General features: G+C 61.6%; 15 protein-coding genes. 9 read left to right on the top strand and 6 right to left on the bottom strand.

Annotated elements, in window-relative coordinates; genetic code table 11:
• Position 1: 1 nt before the first annotated feature.
• The 4 genes from QQJ98_RS04345 to QQJ98_RS04330 are packed head-to-tail and all read right to left on the bottom strand — an operon-like array spanning position 2 to position 4,310.
• Positions 2–955 (bottom strand): TonB family protein, encoded by a 954-nt coding sequence (locus tag QQJ98_RS04345; protein ID WP_284324099.1) that lies wholly within the window; start codon positions 953–955, stop codon positions 2–4.
• The gene (gene exbD / locus QQJ98_RS04340; RefSeq protein ID WP_284324098.1) at positions 952–1,398 is read right to left on the bottom strand and encodes a TonB system transport protein ExbD; all 447 of its coding nucleotides are present in this window, start codon (positions 1,396–1,398) and stop codon (positions 952–954) included. The genes QQJ98_RS04345 and exbD overlap by 4 nt, the downstream gene beginning before the upstream one ends.
• Positions 1,399–1,401: 3 nt before the next feature.
• A complete protein-coding gene (gene exbB / locus QQJ98_RS04335) occupies positions 1,402–2,196 on the bottom strand; it encodes a tonB-system energizer ExbB (protein WP_284324097.1) in 795 nt (264 codons plus the stop codon).
• Positions 2,196–4,310, bottom strand: a complete 2,115-nt coding sequence (locus QQJ98_RS04330) for a TonB-dependent receptor domain-containing protein (RefSeq protein WP_284324096.1) — start codon at positions 4,308–4,310, stop codon at positions 2,196–2,198. Before QQJ98_RS04330 ends, exbB begins: the two co-directional genes overlap by 1 nt.
• A gap of 217 nt (positions 4,311–4,527) precedes the next feature.
• Here QQJ98_RS04330 and QQJ98_RS04325 point away from each other — a divergent pair, with 217 nt between their 5' ends.
• The 6 genes from QQJ98_RS04325 to QQJ98_RS04300 all read left to right on the top strand — a co-directional run bounded on the left by QQJ98_RS04325 (position 4,528) and on the right by QQJ98_RS04300 (position 9,749).
• Positions 4,528–5,583, top strand: coding sequence for a hemin-degrading factor (locus tag QQJ98_RS04325; protein WP_284324095.1), 1,056 nt, complete (start codon positions 4,528–4,530; stop codon positions 5,581–5,583).
• Entirely contained in the window at positions 5,580–6,443 is an 864-nt protein-coding gene (locus tag QQJ98_RS04320; protein ID WP_348523125.1) for a heme/hemin ABC transporter substrate-binding protein, read from the top strand. Before QQJ98_RS04325 ends, QQJ98_RS04320 begins: the two co-directional genes overlap by 4 nt.
• Positions 6,444–6,455: 12 nt before the next feature.
• Positions 6,456–7,523 carry a FecCD family ABC transporter permease gene (locus tag QQJ98_RS04315; RefSeq protein ID WP_284324094.1) on the top strand — a complete coding sequence of 356 codons (1,068 nt, stop codon included), beginning with the start codon at positions 6,456–6,458 and terminating at the stop codon, positions 7,521–7,523.
• Positions 7,524–7,526: 3 nt separating this feature from the next.
• Positions 7,527–8,303: a heme ABC transporter ATP-binding protein gene (locus QQJ98_RS04310; RefSeq protein ID WP_284324093.1), complete on the top strand. Its 777-nt coding sequence runs from the start codon at positions 7,527–7,529 to the stop codon at positions 8,301–8,303.
• Positions 8,304–8,522: 219 nt separating this feature from the next.
• A complete protein-coding gene (hemP, locus tag QQJ98_RS04305; protein WP_284324596.1) occupies positions 8,523–8,678 on the top strand; it encodes a hemin uptake protein HemP in 156 nt (51 codons plus the stop codon).
• A gap of 282 nt (positions 8,679–8,960) precedes the next feature.
• Complete coding sequence (locus tag QQJ98_RS04300) at positions 8,961–9,749, top strand: exodeoxyribonuclease III (protein ID WP_284324092.1); 789 nt, start codon at positions 8,961–8,963, stop codon at positions 9,747–9,749.
• A gap of 170 nt (positions 9,750–9,919) precedes the next feature.
• Here QQJ98_RS04300 and QQJ98_RS04295 read toward each other — a convergent pair whose 3' ends face one another.
• Entirely contained in the window at positions 9,920–10,741 is an 822-nt protein-coding gene (locus tag QQJ98_RS04295; RefSeq protein WP_284324595.1) for a glycosyltransferase family 2 protein, read from the bottom strand.
• Entirely contained in the window at positions 10,738–13,269 is a 2,532-nt protein-coding gene (locus QQJ98_RS04290) for a hypothetical protein (protein ID WP_284324091.1), read from the bottom strand. Before QQJ98_RS04290 ends, QQJ98_RS04295 begins: the two co-directional genes overlap by 4 nt.
• Positions 13,270–13,441: 172 nt before the next feature.
• Here QQJ98_RS04290 and QQJ98_RS04285 point away from each other — a divergent pair, with 172 nt between their 5' ends.
• From QQJ98_RS04285 to QQJ98_RS04275, 3 genes are all read left to right on the top strand, one after another.
• Entirely contained in the window at positions 13,442–14,494 is a 1,053-nt protein-coding gene (locus QQJ98_RS04285) for a saccharopine dehydrogenase (protein WP_284324090.1), read from the top strand.
• Positions 14,495–14,507: 13 nt separating this feature from the next.
• Entirely contained in the window at positions 14,508–15,644 is a 1,137-nt protein-coding gene (locus tag QQJ98_RS04280) for a saccharopine dehydrogenase family protein (protein ID WP_284324089.1), read from the top strand.
• Between the two features lie 230 nt (positions 15,645–15,874).
• On the top strand, positions 15,875–17,614 hold the full coding sequence (locus QQJ98_RS04275) for a heparinase II/III family protein (RefSeq protein ID WP_284324088.1): 1,740 nt from the start codon (positions 15,875–15,877) through the stop codon (positions 17,612–17,614).
• The last annotated feature ends 8 nt before the right edge of the window (positions 17,615–17,622 follow it).

Here is a 17,622-nt window from a genome sequence, read left to right as displayed (position 1 = left end):
GCTATTTTCCCACAAACTCGAACGAATAACGCGCCGAGGTGCCAGCGGGGGGGGCCGGGAACGGGGCCGAGCGTTTGATATGGCTGACTGCGGCGGAATCCAGCGCCGGATTGCCCGAGCTTTTCACGATTTTCACCACCGACAGACCACCACTTGCCGAGATTGCAAAGCCCACAACGGCGATGCCTTTGCCGGGGCTGGTCGGGCGTTTGGTGGCGCGGATCTTTTTCATCACAGCTTTCTGGTAAGCTGCCGGGGATTGCCCCTGCGCCGCTGCTTTTGCGCCCTTTACTGCGGCCGTCGCACCCCCCGCACTTGGGGCCGACGCATCGGCTTTGGTGGTTTTCTTCGGGGCCGGTTCGTCGGATTTCTGGGTCTTAGCTTTGGCGGGCTTTTTATCAGCCTTTTTCGGCTTATCGGCAGTCTTCGCCGGCTTTTTTGCCTTTGCAGGCTTTGGCTTTGCAGGCTCTGGTGGCTTTTCTATTGGCAAAGGCTTGGCTGCTGCGGGCATCGCGTCGGGGGTGGGCAAGGGATCGGGCAGCGGCAGCGCGGTGTCCGGGTTAGGTTTGGCATCGGCCAAGGTGTTGGGTTTTGGCATGTCGGGCGGGCTGGGCTTGGCCAGCGGTTGCGCGGGCGGCAGATCAGGAGCGGTGTCGGGCTCTGCCGCATCCGGCGGGGCTGCGGCGGTTTGGGGCGGGGCCTCGGCGCTGGCAACCGGGGCGGGGTCGGTCATCGCGGCGACGCTTTCGGCGGCAGCGGGAGCGGGCGGCAGGGTCAGGTAAATCGGCTGATCCATGATGGGCGTGGAATGAGAGGTCAGCGCCAAGGCACTGGCCGCACTCAGGATAAGCGCGGTCGTGGTCGCCGAAAGCGTCCAGCTGAGCCACGCGCGTTGCGGTTGCGCTGCGGCGGCAATTGGGCAGGACATCGGGCAGTTGCGGAACTGTTTGCTCATGGTGTCACCTGCGTTGGTGCGGCAGTGGTGCTTTGCAATCCGACGAGGGCCACTTTCAGATAGCCCGCCATGCGCAACTGATCCAGCACGGTCATCAGATCGCCGTAGGGCACGACGCGGTCGGCGCGCAGAAACACCTGCACATCACGTTTGCCTTTGGTCTGAGCATCAAGGGCGGCTTGCAGTTCGGTCTCGCTTAGGGGCTGGTTGCCCAAGGTCAGCGTCAGATCCGGGGCAAGCGAAAGCCAGACCGGATCTTCGGGTCGCTCGGTCGCGGCTGCTGAGGATGACGGCAGGTTCAGCGGCACATCCACGGTCGAAAGCGGGGCTGCAATCATGAACACAATCAGCAACACCAGCATCACGTCGATAAATGGCGTGACGTTGATATCGGCCATCGCATCATCTTCGTCATCGCGGCTGGTGCTGGGGGTGATCGCCATGTTTTAGCCCGTGGTTTGGGGGGATTGTGCAGCGTGGCGGCGGTCGATGTCGCGGCTGAGCAGACGCTCGATCTGGGCAGCGGAATCGGCCAGCTTGCGGCGATAGGCGATGACCGCGCGCGACAGGCCGTTGTAGATCAGCACCGCCGGGATCGCAGCCAGCAGGCCGATGGCGGTGGCGAAAAGGGCTTCGGCAATGCCGGGTGCGACGACGGCCAGACTGGTGGTCTTGGTTTCGGCAATCGCAAGGAAGGCGTTCATGATGCCGAACACGGTGCCGAACAGCCCGATAAAGGGCGAGGTCGCCCCGATAGAGGCCAGCAACCCCGACCCTGCGCGCAGACGCGCCAAGGCCCCGGCCTCGATCCGGTCCATCGCAAGGCGGGTGCGCTGTTGGGCGGCATGCGCATAGGCGGAGTCGGTGGGAAATTCGGACAGGTTGGCGAATTCATCGGCGGCGACGCGCGCCATTTGGCTGGCTGCATCGCGCTGGCCGTGCAGGCCGCGCACGGCTGCGGCAAGCGTGGTCGCGGTGGTCAGCTGTTGGGCAGAGCGGCGCAGGGCGCGAAAGGCCAGCGTCAGTTCGGCGATCTTCTGCACCATGATGGTCAGCGCCGCAAAGGCTGCCACGGCCAGCATCACCATGACCGCCTGCACGACCCAATGCGCAGACAGGATGATGCTGAACAGATCAGTGCTGGGCGCATGTGGCGCAGCCAGATCCGAGGCAAGGCCTTGGGCAAAAGCAGGGGGGGCCAGAAGGCCCGCCCCTATGATAAGAGCGCCAAGTTTGCGCATTACCAAGTCACCGACTTGGCGACCGAGATTTTGTAGTTCCGGCCAACGCCGTTATCCAAGGCGAGGTTGTTGATATAGGCTTTGTCGAACATGTTCTCGACCGCGAAGTTGACTTCCAGACCGCGCAAAGCGCCTTCATCCGGCTTCCACGCCACGAACAGATCGTGGGTGTCATAGGATTTGCCCGCCAGCGCGTTGCCCGTCGTGGTTGCTGCACCAGTGCTGATTTCGTCAAAGTAATAACCGCGCCAGCCGAGTGTCAGATTTTGCTCTGGCAATTTCATGCCCAAGGACAGCGATACGTTTTCCGCAGGTGTTTCAGCCAGTTGCGCGCCAGTGACGCGGTTTTGCGACTTGACGCTGCTCCATGATGCAGAGGCGAACCAACGCTCGGCATCATAAGAGGCTTCCAGTTCAGCGCCCCAGATCGCGGCTTTGCCGATGTTGGTATAATAAGCGGTGCCAGCAGGCGCGCCGGTGTTGCGGGTGATAAGGTCTTCCAGATCGTTGTGGAAAGCAGTGGCTTTCACCTGAAGCACATCGCCTTCGGAAATCAGGTTTTGCTTATCAACCGTGAAGCCCAGCTCGATGGTTTCGGCCTTTTCCTTTTCAAGGTTAAAGCTTGCCGCTTGGGTGCCGCTGCTGGTGTAAAGTTCGTCCAGCGTCGGCATCCGCTCGGTGGTGGAATAGGATGCGAACACCGAGAAGGTTTCGGTGAACTTATACAAAGCCGCCAGAGAGGCCGACATCGCGGTGTCATTGGTCGCGTCCCCGCCCGCCGCAATCACTGCAGCCGAAGGGTCCCGGTCGCCGAAGTCAAAGCGGATACCTGGGATCAGCACAAAGCGTTCATTGAGGGTGAATTCACCCTGCGCATAGACGCCAACCTTGCTGTCTTTGCCTTCGGGATGGAACGCGAAGTTGCCCGAAGTCGAAGACGCAGTGCGCGTCTGTTCGGTGAATTGCACACCTGTGGTCAGGAAGTTCTGCCAGCCGCCAAAGGACAGATCGGCGGTGTTCTCGACCTTAAGCGCGAAGGTTTCATAGCCGTAGGTGCTGTCACACAGGATCGCAAGGTTGCCCGGACCGCAACTGAACGCACCGTCATGGAAGTTGGATTTATCCACAGTGGTGTTGGTGTAAGACAGTTGCACCTTCAAATCGAGCAGATCATTGCCCGCGACGCCGTGGCTATAGGTGACGGTGGCGGTGTCGTCGGTGGTGGCGATATCGGCCAGACCAAAGACCGAGAAGAACGCCGAGCCGCCGGTTTGCACCACTTGGGTGTTTTTCAGATCGGCCGAGCTGCGCGAATAGGACAATGTCACGGATTGGTCGTCGGCCTCACCAAAACTGAATTTGCTTTTCAGCAAGGCCGAGGTGCCGTCAAATTCGGTGCCAAGGATGTCATTGCCAGCGCCGTCTTTCAGCACACCGCTGTCAGATTTGTGCAGCGAGGCCAGAAATTCCGCATTGCCCGCACGATGCGCCAAGATCACGCCAGCGCCGGTGGAATCGCCGTTGGACCCGTAATCACCTTTGAAGCGCAGGGCAGTGGTTTCGCCATCTGCAAGGAAATCGCTGGCATCTTTGGTGGTAAAGGCGATGACGCCGCCGATGGTGCCGGTGCCGTAAAGCGTTGACGAGGCTGGGCCGCGCAGAATTTCAACCCGCTTGAACAGCTCCAGATCGCCAAAGAATGCGCCCATGCGGTAGCCCTCAAAGAACTTTGGCGCGCCGTCAATGGTGACTTTGATCCGGTCTTCCGAGGCGGCTTGCTCGGTCGCACCGATGCCTCGGATGTTGAACGCTTGGCCCAGTGGACGCGCCGATGCGCCAGCGGTCTGCACGCCGGGCACGCCTTTCAGCAGGTCTGACAGGGTTTTGGGTTGCTTTTGGTCGATGTCGGCCTGTTCAAGCGCGGTGACGGCTTGCGGCGTGTCGATGGCGACTTTCGCGGTGCCTGCGCCGAAAATCATCCGGCCCAGCATTTGAAATACGCCGTCATCGGCGGCGGGGGTTTCTTGGGCGGCGGCGGGGGCAGCGATCAGGGCAATCGCAAAGGTTGATAGCAGAAGTTGTCCGCGCAGGGCGGGTGTACGGCGAGGCAGCATGTGCGTTCCTTGTTAAGGGGTCTGCAAATGGCTGGCTTTGCCGGGGTGCAAGCTGGCGGCAGAATATATTCCGACTTGATCTGTCAAGAATAAGCTCATAAAAAGCCAGACTATAACTGTCAAGTATATCCCTGAAGATATATCGGACCCTTGCGCTCCAGCCACGCCCGTTCGGCCCGCCAGACCCGCGCCTCCCTGCAAACGTTAGGATTCTGGCATGGCCAACACGCATACCCCCAGCACGCATACCCCCGAGCAGATTCGCGCCTTGCGCGCTGAAAACCCCAAGGCACGCGCACGCGATTTTGCAGCACTGCAGGGAATCACCGAGGCCGAGCTGGTGGCGGCTTATGTCGGCCATACTGCCACTGCGATCAATGCGGCGCCCGATGCGCTGTTTCCGCTGTTGGGCAATCTTGGCGATGTGCTGGCGCTGACCCGCAATGAAAGCTGCGTCCACGAGCGGCGCGGCATCTACAAGGATTACCACTCGGGCGCGCATGCGTCGATGGTGCTGGGCTCCGAAATTGATATGCGGATGTTCCCCAGCCATTGGAAATTCGGCTTTGCGTTGGTCGACGCGGGCGAGGATGGCCCGAAGCGCAGTATTCAGGTCTTCGATGCGGCGGGCGATGCGGTGCACAAGGTGCATCTGAACGCAGCTTCGGATGCCGTGGCGTTTGATGCTTTGGTCGCGGCGCTGCGCCTGCCGGAACAGTCGGGCAGCCTGACCTTGACTGCGCGCGCCCCGGTTGAAGGCCCGAAGGGCGACGCGGCACGGCTTGAAGAATTGCGCACCGAATGGAAGGCGATGACCGACACGCATCAGTTTCTGCGCCTGACACATCGGTTGAAGTTCAACCGTCTGGGCGCGAACCGCATGGTTGGTGCGCCGTTTGCTGCACCGATTGCGCGCGATGCGATCACGCAGGTTCTGCATGCGGCGGCTGATCAGAAGATTCCGCTGATGATCTTTGTTGGCAACGCGGGCTGTATCCAGATTCATGGCGGGATGGTCGAAAAAATAGTGCCGATGGGGCCTTGGATCAATGTAATGGACCCGCGCTTCAACCTGCATCTGCGTGCCGATCACATCGCCGAATGTTGGCGCGTGATCAAGCCGACGCAGCGCGGCGATGCGATTTCCATTGAGGCCTTTGATGCCGAGGGCGGTTTGATCCTGCAGATCTTCGGCTATCGCAAAGATGCGCCGCCGGTGGCATGGGATGCCTTCGTGACAGCGCTTCCGGCGCTTGAGGCGGAGCTGGCATGATGTTGAATTTGAATTCTCTGCGGGCAGGTCTGGCGCTGGCTGTTTCAGTCGCGCTGATCACTCCAGCGGTGGCCGAGGATGCCAAACGGGTCGTGACGCTTGGCGGCTCGGTCACCGAAATTGCTGTGGCTTTGGGGGCTGGCGACCTGTTGGTGGCGCGGGATTCGACCTCGAATTACCCCGCGCAGGTCACTGGCCTGCCCGATGTCGGTTATATCAGGGGGCTTTCACCAGAAGGTGTGCTGTCAGTCGCCCCCGATCTGATCTTGGCCGAGGCGGATGCTGGCCCTCCGGCGGCGGTCGATGTGTTGAACGCGGCAGGTGTGCCGTTCCTGCGGATGCCGGGCGATCCGACCCCGGCGGGTGTGGTTGCCAAGATCAACGCAGTGGCTGACGCTTTGGGTCGCAAGGCCGAAGGTGATGCACTGGCCGCCAAGGTTCAGGCTGGTCTGGCCGAAGCCGAGGCCCGCGCCGCTGCTGTGCCCGTGAAAAAGCGCGTGTTGTTTGTGCTGTCACTGCAAGGTGGGCGTTTGATGGCGGGGGGCGAAGGCTCTTCGGCAGAAGGCATCATCGCTTTGGCAGGGGGCGTCAATGCGGCGAGCGGGTTTCAGGGCTACAAGCAGATGACGGATGAGGCGGTTTTGGCCGCCGCACCCGATCTGATCCTGATGATGGACCGTGAGGGTGATCTTGCGATCAACAACGCGGATGTGATGGCGCATCCGACTCTGTCGCAGACCCCTGCGGCACAGGCCGGGGCAATTCTGCGAATGGATGGCATGATGTTGTTGGGCTTTGGCCCACGCACGCCCGATGCCGCTCATGCGCTGTACGACGCGCTCTATCCCAAGGCGGGTTGAGAGGAGGCTGACATGGTGTCGCTTGGCATGGTGCGGGTGATGGCGGGCGACGACCGCGAAGCGCGCGCCGCCCTGATGACAAAGCTGCTGATCGTGCTGCTGTTGGCGGTTTCGGTGCTGTCTTTGGGCACTGGGGCGGCTGGGCTGTCGCTGCTTGATCTGGGCGATGCCGTGATCCAAAGGCAGCTTTCGCAGCGCGATCAGGTGATCTTGTGGAACATCCGCTTGCCGCGTCTGGCGATGGGCATGCTGATCGGAGCCGCCTTGGCCGTTTCTGGCGCGCTGATGCAAGGGCTGTTCCGCAACCCTTTGGCTGATCCCGGCATTGTTGGGGTTGGCGCGGGGGCAGGGCTTGGGGCAGTGATGGCGATTGTGTTGGGCGGGCTGCTGCCTGCAGGCATCGCTGTGCATTTCGGCGGCCAGCTGGTGCCTGTGGCGGCCTTTGTGGGCGGTTGGGTTACAACATTACTGCTTTACCGCGTGGCGACGCGTGGCGGTCAGACTTCGGTGGCGACCATGCTGTTGGCGGGTATCGCATTGGGGGCTTTGGGCGGTGCTGTGATCGGCGTGCTGGTCTATCTGGCCGATGATCGCCAGCTGCGCGATCTGACATTCTGGGGCATGGGCTCGCTTGCGGGGGCAGGTTGGGGCAAGATCGCGTCGGCGGCACCGTTCATCCTGCCTGTGCTGCTGCTGTCGCCGCTGATGGCGCGCGGCCTGAACGCATTGGCGCTGGGCGAGGCGCAAGCCGCGCATCTGGGCATTGAGATTGAGCGGTTGAAGCGGTTGACCATCCTTGCGGTGGCAGCGGCAACGGGTGCTTCCGTGGCAGTTTCGGGCGGCATCGGTTTTATCGGCATCGTGGTGCCACATTTGTTGCGAATCTCGACCGGGCCGAACCACCGCTATCTGCTGATCAACGCAGCCCTTCTGGGCGCTAGCCTGCTTTTGGCGGCGGATATGATCGCCCGCACCATCGTAGCCCCCGCCGAATTGCCGATCGGTATTGTGACGGCATTGCTGGGCGCTCCGGTGTTCTTGTGGATTTTGATACGGCGTCAGGGCCTGATGGGGTTGTAAGCGATGCTGATCGTTGAAGATGTTTCGGTGGCACTTGGCCGCCGCCCGGTGCTGCGCGATGTCAGCCTGACCGCACGCCCCGGCACGCTGACGGCGATTGTCGGGCCGAATGGCTCGGGCAAGACCACCCTTATGCGGGCAATGACGGGTGAGGTTGCCTGTCAGGGTAAGATAAGCCTGAACGGCTTGGATGTGGCGCGCGCCAAGGCATGGCAATTGGCGGGCATCCGCGCGGTGATGGCGCAGGAAACACAGCTGGCGTTTCCGTTCACCGTGCTGGAGGTGATCCAGCTTGGCCTCAGCATGGGCCAACATGCTGAAAACCGCGATCTGCCGCAGCGGGCTTTGGCAGAGGTAGATCTGCTGCAATACGCAAGCCGCAATTATCAGGACCTGTCGGGCGGCGAACGTCAGCGCGTGCAGCTTGCCCGCGCCTTGGTGCAGGTCTGGAACCCGGTGGCCGATGGCGCGGCGCGCTGGCTGTTTCTGGATGAACCGGTCGCCAGCCTTGATCTGGGGCATCAGTTGCAAGTGATGCGACTGGCGCGGCGCTTTGCCGATGCGGGCGGAGGCGTGATCGCCGTGATGCATGATCTGAACCTGTCAGCGATGTTTGCCGACCGCTTGGCTTTGCTGTCCAAGGGCAGCCTGGTTGCCGCTGGCACACCCGAGGCCGTGCTGACCGATGCCCAGCTTTCCAGCGCCTATGGTTGCCCGATTCGCACCAATGCCCTGCCAGCCAGTGGCACTTGGCTGCTGCCGCAGGCTGTGGCGGGTTAGGCTAGGCAGCAGATCAGGTTTGGAACGTCGGGCGCTGCCGGGAAAAAGCAGGCTCAAATGATGATTGTTAAAGCTAAGTAAAAGAATCAGGATTTACAATCCCGACCAATTTGATAGGTTAATCCCAACGCCAAGCCACCCGCATCAGGGAAGCCAGTGATCACCTGCAACCAGCTGCTGCGGAGCAACCCGATGTTCGAAACCAAGATCCTTTCGCCTATGGCCCCCGCGCCGGAACCCGTCGCATCCGACCGTACCCTGCGTTACGACGCCCGCGCGCTGACTGGGGGGGCGGGGACGGCTTATATCGAGCTGGACGGCCAGATTTACACTTTGCGCATCACCAAATCGGCAAAGCTGATCCTGACCAAGTGATCGGATCCCTGTGCGGCGATGGCGCAATCTCGGGTTGTGGCGAAAAAGCCATGCCGACGGGAATTTGTAACAGTCTGAGCCAAACGGCGGTATTCTGTGGTATATCTTGGAGATTACCTCCCTGTTGGACCTTCCGCCCGGCCACCTTGGCTGGGCGACTTTTTGTCTGGGGTGTGACTTGCAGGAATGTCTGATGTTCCGGCAGGGTCTGACGTTCCGGCAGCTTGCTTGCCTCTTGGGAACGGCCCGCATAGGCTTGATGCTCTGGATCAGGAGCGCGCCATGACTTTCACCCTCGCCACTTGGAACATCAACTCGGTTCGCCTGCGCGAAGGCCTTGTCACGCAATTGATGGCCAGCGAGTCACCGGATGTGCTGTGCCTGCAAGAGTGCAAAAGCCCGGTCGAGTTGATCCCGGTCGAGCAGTTCCGCGCCTTGGGTTACAACTACATGGTTGCGCGTGGGCAAAAGGGCTATAACGGCGTGGCGATCATCTCAAAGCTGCCGCTGGAAGATGTGGGCGGGCGCGATTTCGTATTGATGGGCCATGCGCGGCATGTGGCGGCGCGGCTGCCCAATGGCGTGGTGATCCACAATTGCTATGTGCCTGCGGGCGGCGATATTCCTGACCGGGTGCAGAATCTGAAGTTCGGCCAGAAGCTGGATTTCCTGACCGAGATGCGCGATTGGTTTCATGGTGAAAAGCCATCCAAGTCGATCCTTGTCGGCGATCTGAACATCGCTCCGCGTGAGGATGATGTGTGGAATCACAAAGCCCTGCTGAAGATCGTCAGTCATACGCCCATCGAGGTTGAACATTTCGGCGCGGTGATGGAGGCGGGCAACTGGGTCGATGTCACCCGCGCCGATATTCCCGAAGGCAAGCTGTTCAGCTGGTGGAGTTACCGCTCGCCCGATTGGGATGCAGCTGACAAGGGCCGCCGCCTTGATCACATCTGGGCCACGCCGGATATCGTCAGATCTGCCCATGCCAGCCGGATTTTGCGGCCAGTGCGGGGATGGGAGCAGCCTTCTGACCACGCCCCGGTGTTCGCGACGTTTGATCTGTAAGGCGATTTCCGCGCGGAAATCGTGCACGGAATTCGCTCGAATTCCGGCTTGTGGCGATCGCGGGTTGAGATTGGTGGCGTTTGTCCCAGCGGGGACAGACTTGTGGGTCGAAATGTAGAGGGCCACACTATGTTGTGCTTAGGTCTATCTATTGTGTGGGTTTTCGCCCGTTAACGACCGCGCGTCCAATTCTGATCGCGTTTCAGGCGCACGGCGATGGACACGGCGGCATAGGTGGCAAAGCCTAACGGGTCGCGCAATGCCAGCGCCAACAAGCGTGATTTGCCAAGGGGGGCTTTGGCTTCGCGCGCAAGCAGACCGTGATACAGCCGATCAATTTCGGCGACGCCCGCATCCTGACGACGGCGCACGCGGGTCAGGGCATTGAACCCTTCGATCATCGGCCATGCGTAGGGGGCTGGCACCTGCACCCGCTCGTGCGGTTCAAACTGCAGTCGCACGAAGGTATCGTCCGAGATGATGCGCGGGAAATCCTGCCAGCGCGCCCGGCCTGCGGCGTTGACCGCAAACAGGCCATAGCCGGGGGCGGTGCTTTGGGCGAAGGGCAAGCGCTGCCAGAATCTTGCATAGGCCCGCGTCACAGCGCTTTGCGCGCGCGGGATCTGGGCGGTTCCGGTGGCGTAAAGCGGATCTGTGACAGACAGCGCCGCGACCAGTTGCGCCATCAGATCAGGAGAGACCTGCACATCGGCATCCAGATAGGCCCGCACCGCTGCCGTGGCGATCCGGTCGCCTGCATTCAGCGCATTGGGTTTGCCGCCTTGTGCAAGGTCAAGCACGGTCAGCGTCCAGCCAGCGGCTTTGGCCTGCGCCGCAAACCCCAGCGCGATGGCGGCGGTGTTGTCGCGGCAGCCGTTGGCAACCACAATACACTCGCCCGCCACATCTGACGCAAACAGCGCCGTCAGGCAGGCCCCGATATAGCCTGCCTCGTTTGACGCCGGGATGATCACCGACAGCTGCGGGTTCAGCACGTTATGCAGCCCTGCGCCAGCGCATCCCAGCGCGGGTTGTTATCGCCCAGATGCCGCAACGCGCCCCAAGACCCCCATTTCAACGGGCGGAATACATCGACAAAGGCGTTGAAAGGCTGATCCGAGATCAACTGCCAGCCCGCCAGCATTTCGGCATAAAGCGCGCCCATTTCGGGAGTGAAGTTCAGATGCACGAAAAAGGCGGTCAATTCCTCATCATCGACAGCCGACCCATAGCCGACCACATGGCTGCCCCCCTCATACATCATCAGCTTGAGCCCGCGATTGGCGGCTATGGTGGCATGATAGGGCAGGGTTTCGGCCAGCATCTGCGTCACGCTGTTGCCCGGATTGCCTGTCACAGAGCCATCGCGCAGCTCTTGCCCCGCCAGCTTGTCGGCGAGATCATAGCGGTGGGCTGCGACAAAGGCATCGGCATCGGCGCCGGTCAGGCTTTGCGCTGCGGCGTCGTTGCGCGCGGCCTCGGCGGATTGCTTCAGCCAATCTTTCACCGTGGTATATTTCTGCTCACCGCCCAATTCCGCGCTGAAATAACCTGTCACTGCATAGGCGTCAAAGCTGTCGGCGGGGGCGGGCAGACCCTCGGCCACCACCAAAGGCGCGTCGAGGATTTGTTCTTCCAAACCAAGCCAGCCGGTTTGCACAGCCATGATGCGGGTCAGCCGGGTTGGGTCATCTTTGAACACATCCGACCAGATCGCCATCACCTGTGCTGCGCGCAACCCGTAGAATTGCACCCAAGTCTTGTCCTGCCCCCAGCGCGCAATGCCTTGTTCTTCTGCCCAGCGGGCTTGCGCGAATTGCCAGTTCCAGACTTCGTTGGAGTATTCGACCTGCGCTTTCAGCCCCTTGTCCAAGCCATCATGCGCGATTTGCGCATAGATACGCACGAGATCATCGCTGGCCAGATGCGGCAGGGTGAACCACGGATCGGCGTGCAATTCATTCGCCAGCGCCACCATCACCTCGGCAGGCACGCCGTTGCGGGCATAGGAATAATCCGCAGGCAAGGGGCGATCCTTGACATCGGCCAAGGAGGAATCATTGGTCATCATCCAATCCATGAACCGCAGCCCCTTCACGCCCCTGATCCGCGCCAACCAATCGGGGTTGAAGATCGCGCCATCGGCCAAGGCTTGCGCCCGCGATGCCCGCACCACCACGATGTCACGGATCGGATCGGTGGCATCCAAAGCCAGCAAAGTCACCGCAACCAGACCATCGCCGGGGGTGAAATCGAACAACACCTCTCCGGGTTGTTCAGCAACCACTTGCACCCGACCCTCGACCGTCAGCGTGCCTTTGCCTTGATAGCTGAGCCTATACCGCCCCGCGACACCTGCGGCGTCGGCGGGCAGTTCGGTCAGGATCAGGGTTGAGATTTTCTCGACCTCTGGCGGGATTTTCACAGGCCAGCCATGCGGCCCCAGCGCCCCCGCCTTGGCGAGATCAGCCTCGGTCCAGCCGCCGAATTGGCCGGGCAGATGGCCAATCCAAGGCCGCGCCGTTTTCATCACATTCAGGAACGGCTGCTGCACCGACCAATCATTCACCCCCGCCAGCCCCAAGGCCAGATGCGTGTTGGTGACGGGTTTAAAGCTGGGGAATGGCGCATCCATTGCCGCAGGGGGGGGCGTGGGTGCGGCCGCACTAATTGGGTCAGACGCCGCTGCCACCACCACCGCAGCCGGGTTGATCTGCGCGGCGATTTTTCCGGGAACATAAGTCTGCAGCGCCTCCCAAGCGATGCGCTGAAACGCCCCGGCCTGTTCCTGCGTGATCACCGCATCACGAGAAGTCCACGCGCGGGTGACCTTGGCGGCCACACCCTCGGGGCTTTTGTCCATGATCGCTGCAGCCTGCACCATGGCCACGAAATACAGGCCCTTGCCGCTGAGGTGGATGTCATCCGAGAACATCTCTTTGATATCGCTGACCCCGGGCACTTTGCCTGCCTTAATTTCATCGGCCAGATGCCCCATCGCCTGCCCCACTGGAAGCAATTTCACCTCATACCCCGCCTTGGCAGAGGCATCGGCCACCACCCCCTCCCACAGCGGCAATTCCAGTGCCAGACGTTCGCGCCACGCAATCCCCGCATCGGGGTCGTCTTTGCTGACGATGCCGGGGCCAGAGTTCAGGCTGGGCCAGGTTTCATAGACAAAAATCCGGGTCTGCGGATTAGCCTCCAGCGCGAGGCCTGCGAATTTCGCCACATAGCCTGCGGTGTCATTGTACTGCAGTTGCGCCTTCAGCGGCTGCGCTTCTGTCATGATCAACACATCGGCGGGGCGGGCTTTCAGCCGTGCTTTGGCATCCACCCCTTCGGCATTGGCAGAGTTGTCCCAGTTATAGGCCAAGGACGATCCGTTGATGATCTGCGCCTCGACCACGGCCGGATCGCCCATCTGCTTCAGGGTGGCATCCAGCACGGTTGGCAAAGTTGGGCCGACCAGTGAATGACCAATGAACAGAATGTCGGTCAGCAGGGAAAACAGGGACATCAGGCGCCTCATTCAACAGGGTGCGGCAAGGATAGCTGGAACGCTGCCGTATCGCCACTCGGGTTACAGCGCAGTTTGGGCGAAATTCGGGCCATGCGCCGCCGCGCCCCCTGTTTCTTGCGCGATGATCTGATATTGAACCGGGAAAATGACCTAAGCACGAGGGACAGGCATGACGCATCTTTGGGTCCGGGCAGAGCAACGCCCGAATGAGGAACGTGTTGGCCTGACGCCCGAAGGGGCTGCGGCGCTGATTGCAGCGGGCATCCGGGTGACGGTAGAGCAAAGCTCGGTCCGTGCGATTGGCATTGAGGGTTACAAGGCGGCAGGATGTGAGATTGTCGCCGAAAATCTGTGGCCACATGCGCCCGCCGATGCGATCATCTTTGGGCTGAAAGAGCTGCCCGAGGATGGCACGCCTTTGACCCACCGCCACATCATGTTCGGTCATGCCTACAAGGGCCAGCCAGCGGGGCAGGTGTTGCTTGCGCGCTTCAAGGCAGGGGGTGGCACTTTGTATGATCTGGAATATCTGGTGGATTCCACCGGCCGCCGGGTTGCTGCCTTTGGCTATTGGGCGGGCTATGCGGGGGCTGCGGTGTCGTTGAAATGCTGGGCGGCGCAGCAACGTGGCGGCATCGCCGGGCCAGTGGCAAAATACCCCGGCAAGTCGGCATTGTTGGCCGATCTGGAAGCTGATCTGGCGGAGTTCAAACGCCCGAAAGCCATCGTGATCGGGGCTTTGGGTCGCGTCGGCACTGGCGCATCGGACCTGTGCGCGGCGCTGGGCGTGCATGTCACGGGCTGGGATCAGGCGGAGACCGCCAGCGGCGGGCCGTTCCCGCAGGTGCTGCAGCACGAGATTTTCCTGAATTGCATCCTTGCGCGCCCCGGCTGCCCGGTGTTCGTGCCAGCCTCGGCCAAGGACGACACGGCGCGGAAACTGACGGTGATCGGCGATATTGCCTGCGATCCGACCTCGGATTTCTCGCCGATCAAGGTCTATGACCGGGTGACCGAATGGGATGCGCCGGCTTTGCGTGTCGCGCAAAGCCCGGTGTTGGATGTCACCGCGATTGACAACCTGCCGTCCTTGCTGCCGGTGGAGAGCAGCGAAGATTATGCCGCCCAGCTTTTGCCATCCTTGGCAACACTGGTCGATCTGAATTCTGGCGTTTGGGGCCGGGCCGAGGCGGAATACATCCGCCATTCAGCTGGTCTTTAAGGGGAGAGAGAACATGACAATTCATTGGTGCGGCACTGGCCTGTCCTCGGCCCCCGGCCTGCGGCGGTTGATTGAAAATGGCCACAATGTCGTGGTGTGGAATCGCACGGTTGAAAAGGCGCGCGAAGCTGTCGGCGATCTGGGCGCGGATATTCGCGCCTATAGTCTTGAGGCTTTGGCAAGCGCGTTGCAGCCCGGCGACATAGCAATTTCGATGCTGCCCGCCGATCAGCATGTGGCGATTGCCAAGACCTGCCTTGAGAAAAAGGCGCATTTTGTGTCGTCATCCTATATCGCGCCCGAGATGAAAGCGCTGGATGAGGCGTTCCGCGAGGCAGGTCTGATTTCGGTCAACGAGGTCGGTCTGGACCCCGGTATCGACCATCTGATGGCGCATGATCTGGTGGCGCGGTATCGCGCGTCCAAAGCCTATGACGTTGAGAATGTGATCTCTTTCACCAGCTATTGCGGCGGCGTGCCAAAGATCCCGAACCCGTTCCGCTATAAGTTTTCGTGGGCACCTTTGGGGGTGCTGAAGGCTCTGCGTTCACCGTCGCGGTCTTTGCGCAATTTCAGCGAACTGCGGGTCAATCGGCCTTGGGATGCGATCACCAAATATGATGCACCGCTGCCGATCCCGGAAAGCTTTGAGGTTTATCCGAACCGCGATTCTTATCCGTTCATGGAAGATTACCGCTTTGATGCCGATTGGAAGGTCAAGGATTTCGTGCGTGGCACCATCCGTCTGAACGGCTGGCAAGATGCCTGGACCCCGGTGTTCCGCGAGATTGAGACGCTGGAAGGCCCAAGCGGCGATGCGCGTCTGGCTGAAATGGCGGCGCAGTTTGTTGCCGAGAATTCCTACGCGCCCGGAGAGCCGGATCGGGTGATCTTGTTCGTGTCGCTGAAGGCAGAACGCGATGGCCGTCCGGTGTTCCACGAGACCTGGGCGATGGATGCCTGGGGCGATGCGCGCGGATCGGCGATGGCGCGGCTGGTGTCTACCCCGGTCAGCTTTGCGGTGGAATCGGTGTTGAAGCGCGAGATCGCGGTGGGTGTCCATGGCGCGCCGCATGATGCGAAACTGCTGGACAGCTGGCTGGGGCAAGTGCGCGGTCTGGCGCAATATATGGACCGCGTGCAGCATTGACCTGATCGGGGTGCCGCCTCGGGGGGCATCGAGCCCCCGCTCGGCGGCTTTGGTGCGCGATGGGAGGCCGGGTGCGATGCCCGGCCTTTGCGTTTGGATCGGCGGTTGCATGCTCCGCAGGGAGTATTTCAAAAAGAGCAATCGCCGGGGCGGGTGACATAGCAGGGCCTTGGCGCTATGGTTGGCGCAACGATCCGCAGACAAGCGGGCTGGCAGGTTACAGGAACGCAATGAAACGCACACCCGGCAGGGCAAGCCTTGGCAATCGGCTGGCGATGTGGCGCGCGCTGCGTGCCGCACCCGCGACCGGGTTTGTCTCGCAGCCAGAGCCGCGTTCGATCGGGCTTTATGCGCGCGGGCGGCAGTTGGTGGCGGGGAATTTCCAGTTTGCCGGTCAGTTGGTCGTGGCTCCGAAGGCGCTGATCTGGGATGTGGGCTTTGACGATCCGGGCGCGCCTGCCGAGGTGCATGGCTTCTTGTGGCTGGATGATCTGGGCGCGCTGGGTGATTTTGCCGCGCGGACCCGTGCGCAAGAGTGGACTTGGGGGTGGATCGAGCGGTTTGGTGCGGGGCAGGGGCCCGGCTGGACGCCAGATCTGACCGGGCGGCGGCTGATCCGCTGGATCAACCATGCTTTGCTGTTGTTGCAGGGGCGTGATCGGGCGCAATCGGAGGCCTATTACCGCAGCCTTTCGGCGCAGGTGGTGTTTTTGTCGCGGCGTTGGGCCTATGCCGCACCGGGCCTGCCGCGGTTTGAAGCGCTGACGGGGTTGATCTATGCGGGGCTGGCGCTGACGGGCATGGAGGCGCGTGTGGCCCCCGCGGTGGCGGCTTTGGCTGTGGAATGTGGCCGCGAGATTGACGCGATGGGCGGCATCCCCACCCGCAACCCCGAGGAACTGCTAGAAGTTTTCACGCTGCTGACTTGGGCCGAGCAGGCGTTGTCAGAGGCGGGGCATATCCCCCCTTCAGCTTTGGTTGCGGCGTTAGAGCGGATTGCCCCCAGCTTGCGTGCTTTGCGCCATGCCGACGGCGGGCTTGCGCGTTTCCATGGGGGCGGGCGCGGGCAAGAGGGGCGGTTGGATCTGGCTTTGGCCGCGACCGGGGTAAAGCCTGGCTCAAGTGTGGGGCTTGGGCTTGCAATGGGCTTTGCGCGGCTGGCCGAGGCGCGCACGACAGTGATCGTTGATGCCGCACGGCCGCCGGGGGGGGCTGCTGGTATGTGGGCGCATGCTTCGACCGGGGCGTTCGAGTTGACCTCGGGGCGGCGGCCGGTGATCGTCAACTGTGGCTCGGGCGCGCCGTTTGGCGCTGAGTGGCGGCAGGCGGGGCGGGCGACAGCCTCGCATGCGACGCTGGCGGTGGAGGGCTATTCGTCAAGCCGTCTGAAACCGGGCCCGCTGCTGGCCTTTGGCCATGATGCCTTGGTGGATCGTGCGCAGGTGACGTCGCTGCGGCAGGGCCAGCTGCCAGATGGTTTGCATCTGTATATGGCACATTCGGGGTGGTCTGCGACGCATGGCTTGACCCATGCGCGCGAGTTGCTGCTGACCAAGGATGGCCGCAAACTGGCCGGAATGGATGCGCTGATCGCCCGCACACAGGCCGAGCGCGCCCGGTTTGAGCGGCTGATGAATGAGGCGCAACTGCAGGGTGCGGGCTTTGCAGTGCGATTCCATCTGCACCCGGATGTCGATGCGGCGCTGGATATGGGCGGCTCGGCTGTTTCACTTGCCCTAAAAAGTGGCGAAATCTGGGTGTTTCGCCATGATGGTATCGCCCGATTGACGCTGGAACCTTCGGTTTTTCTGGAAAAAGGCCGTCTGAAACCGCGTCCGACGCGGCAGATCGTGCTTTCCGCTCGTGCAACCGATCTCGAGACGCGGATCGGCTGGACCTTGGCGAAAGCACAGGATACTCCGCTGGCCATCCGTGATCTGGACCGCGACGAGATGCCGGTTCCGATCTGACCTTGAAA

Source organism: Cypionkella aquatica (assembly GCF_030161095.1).
GTDB lineage: Bacteria > Pseudomonadota > Alphaproteobacteria > Rhodobacterales > Rhodobacteraceae > Cypionkella > Cypionkella aquatica.
Note: the sequence above shows the minus strand (reverse complement) of the source record. Positions and strands in the feature narration are given on the sequence as shown.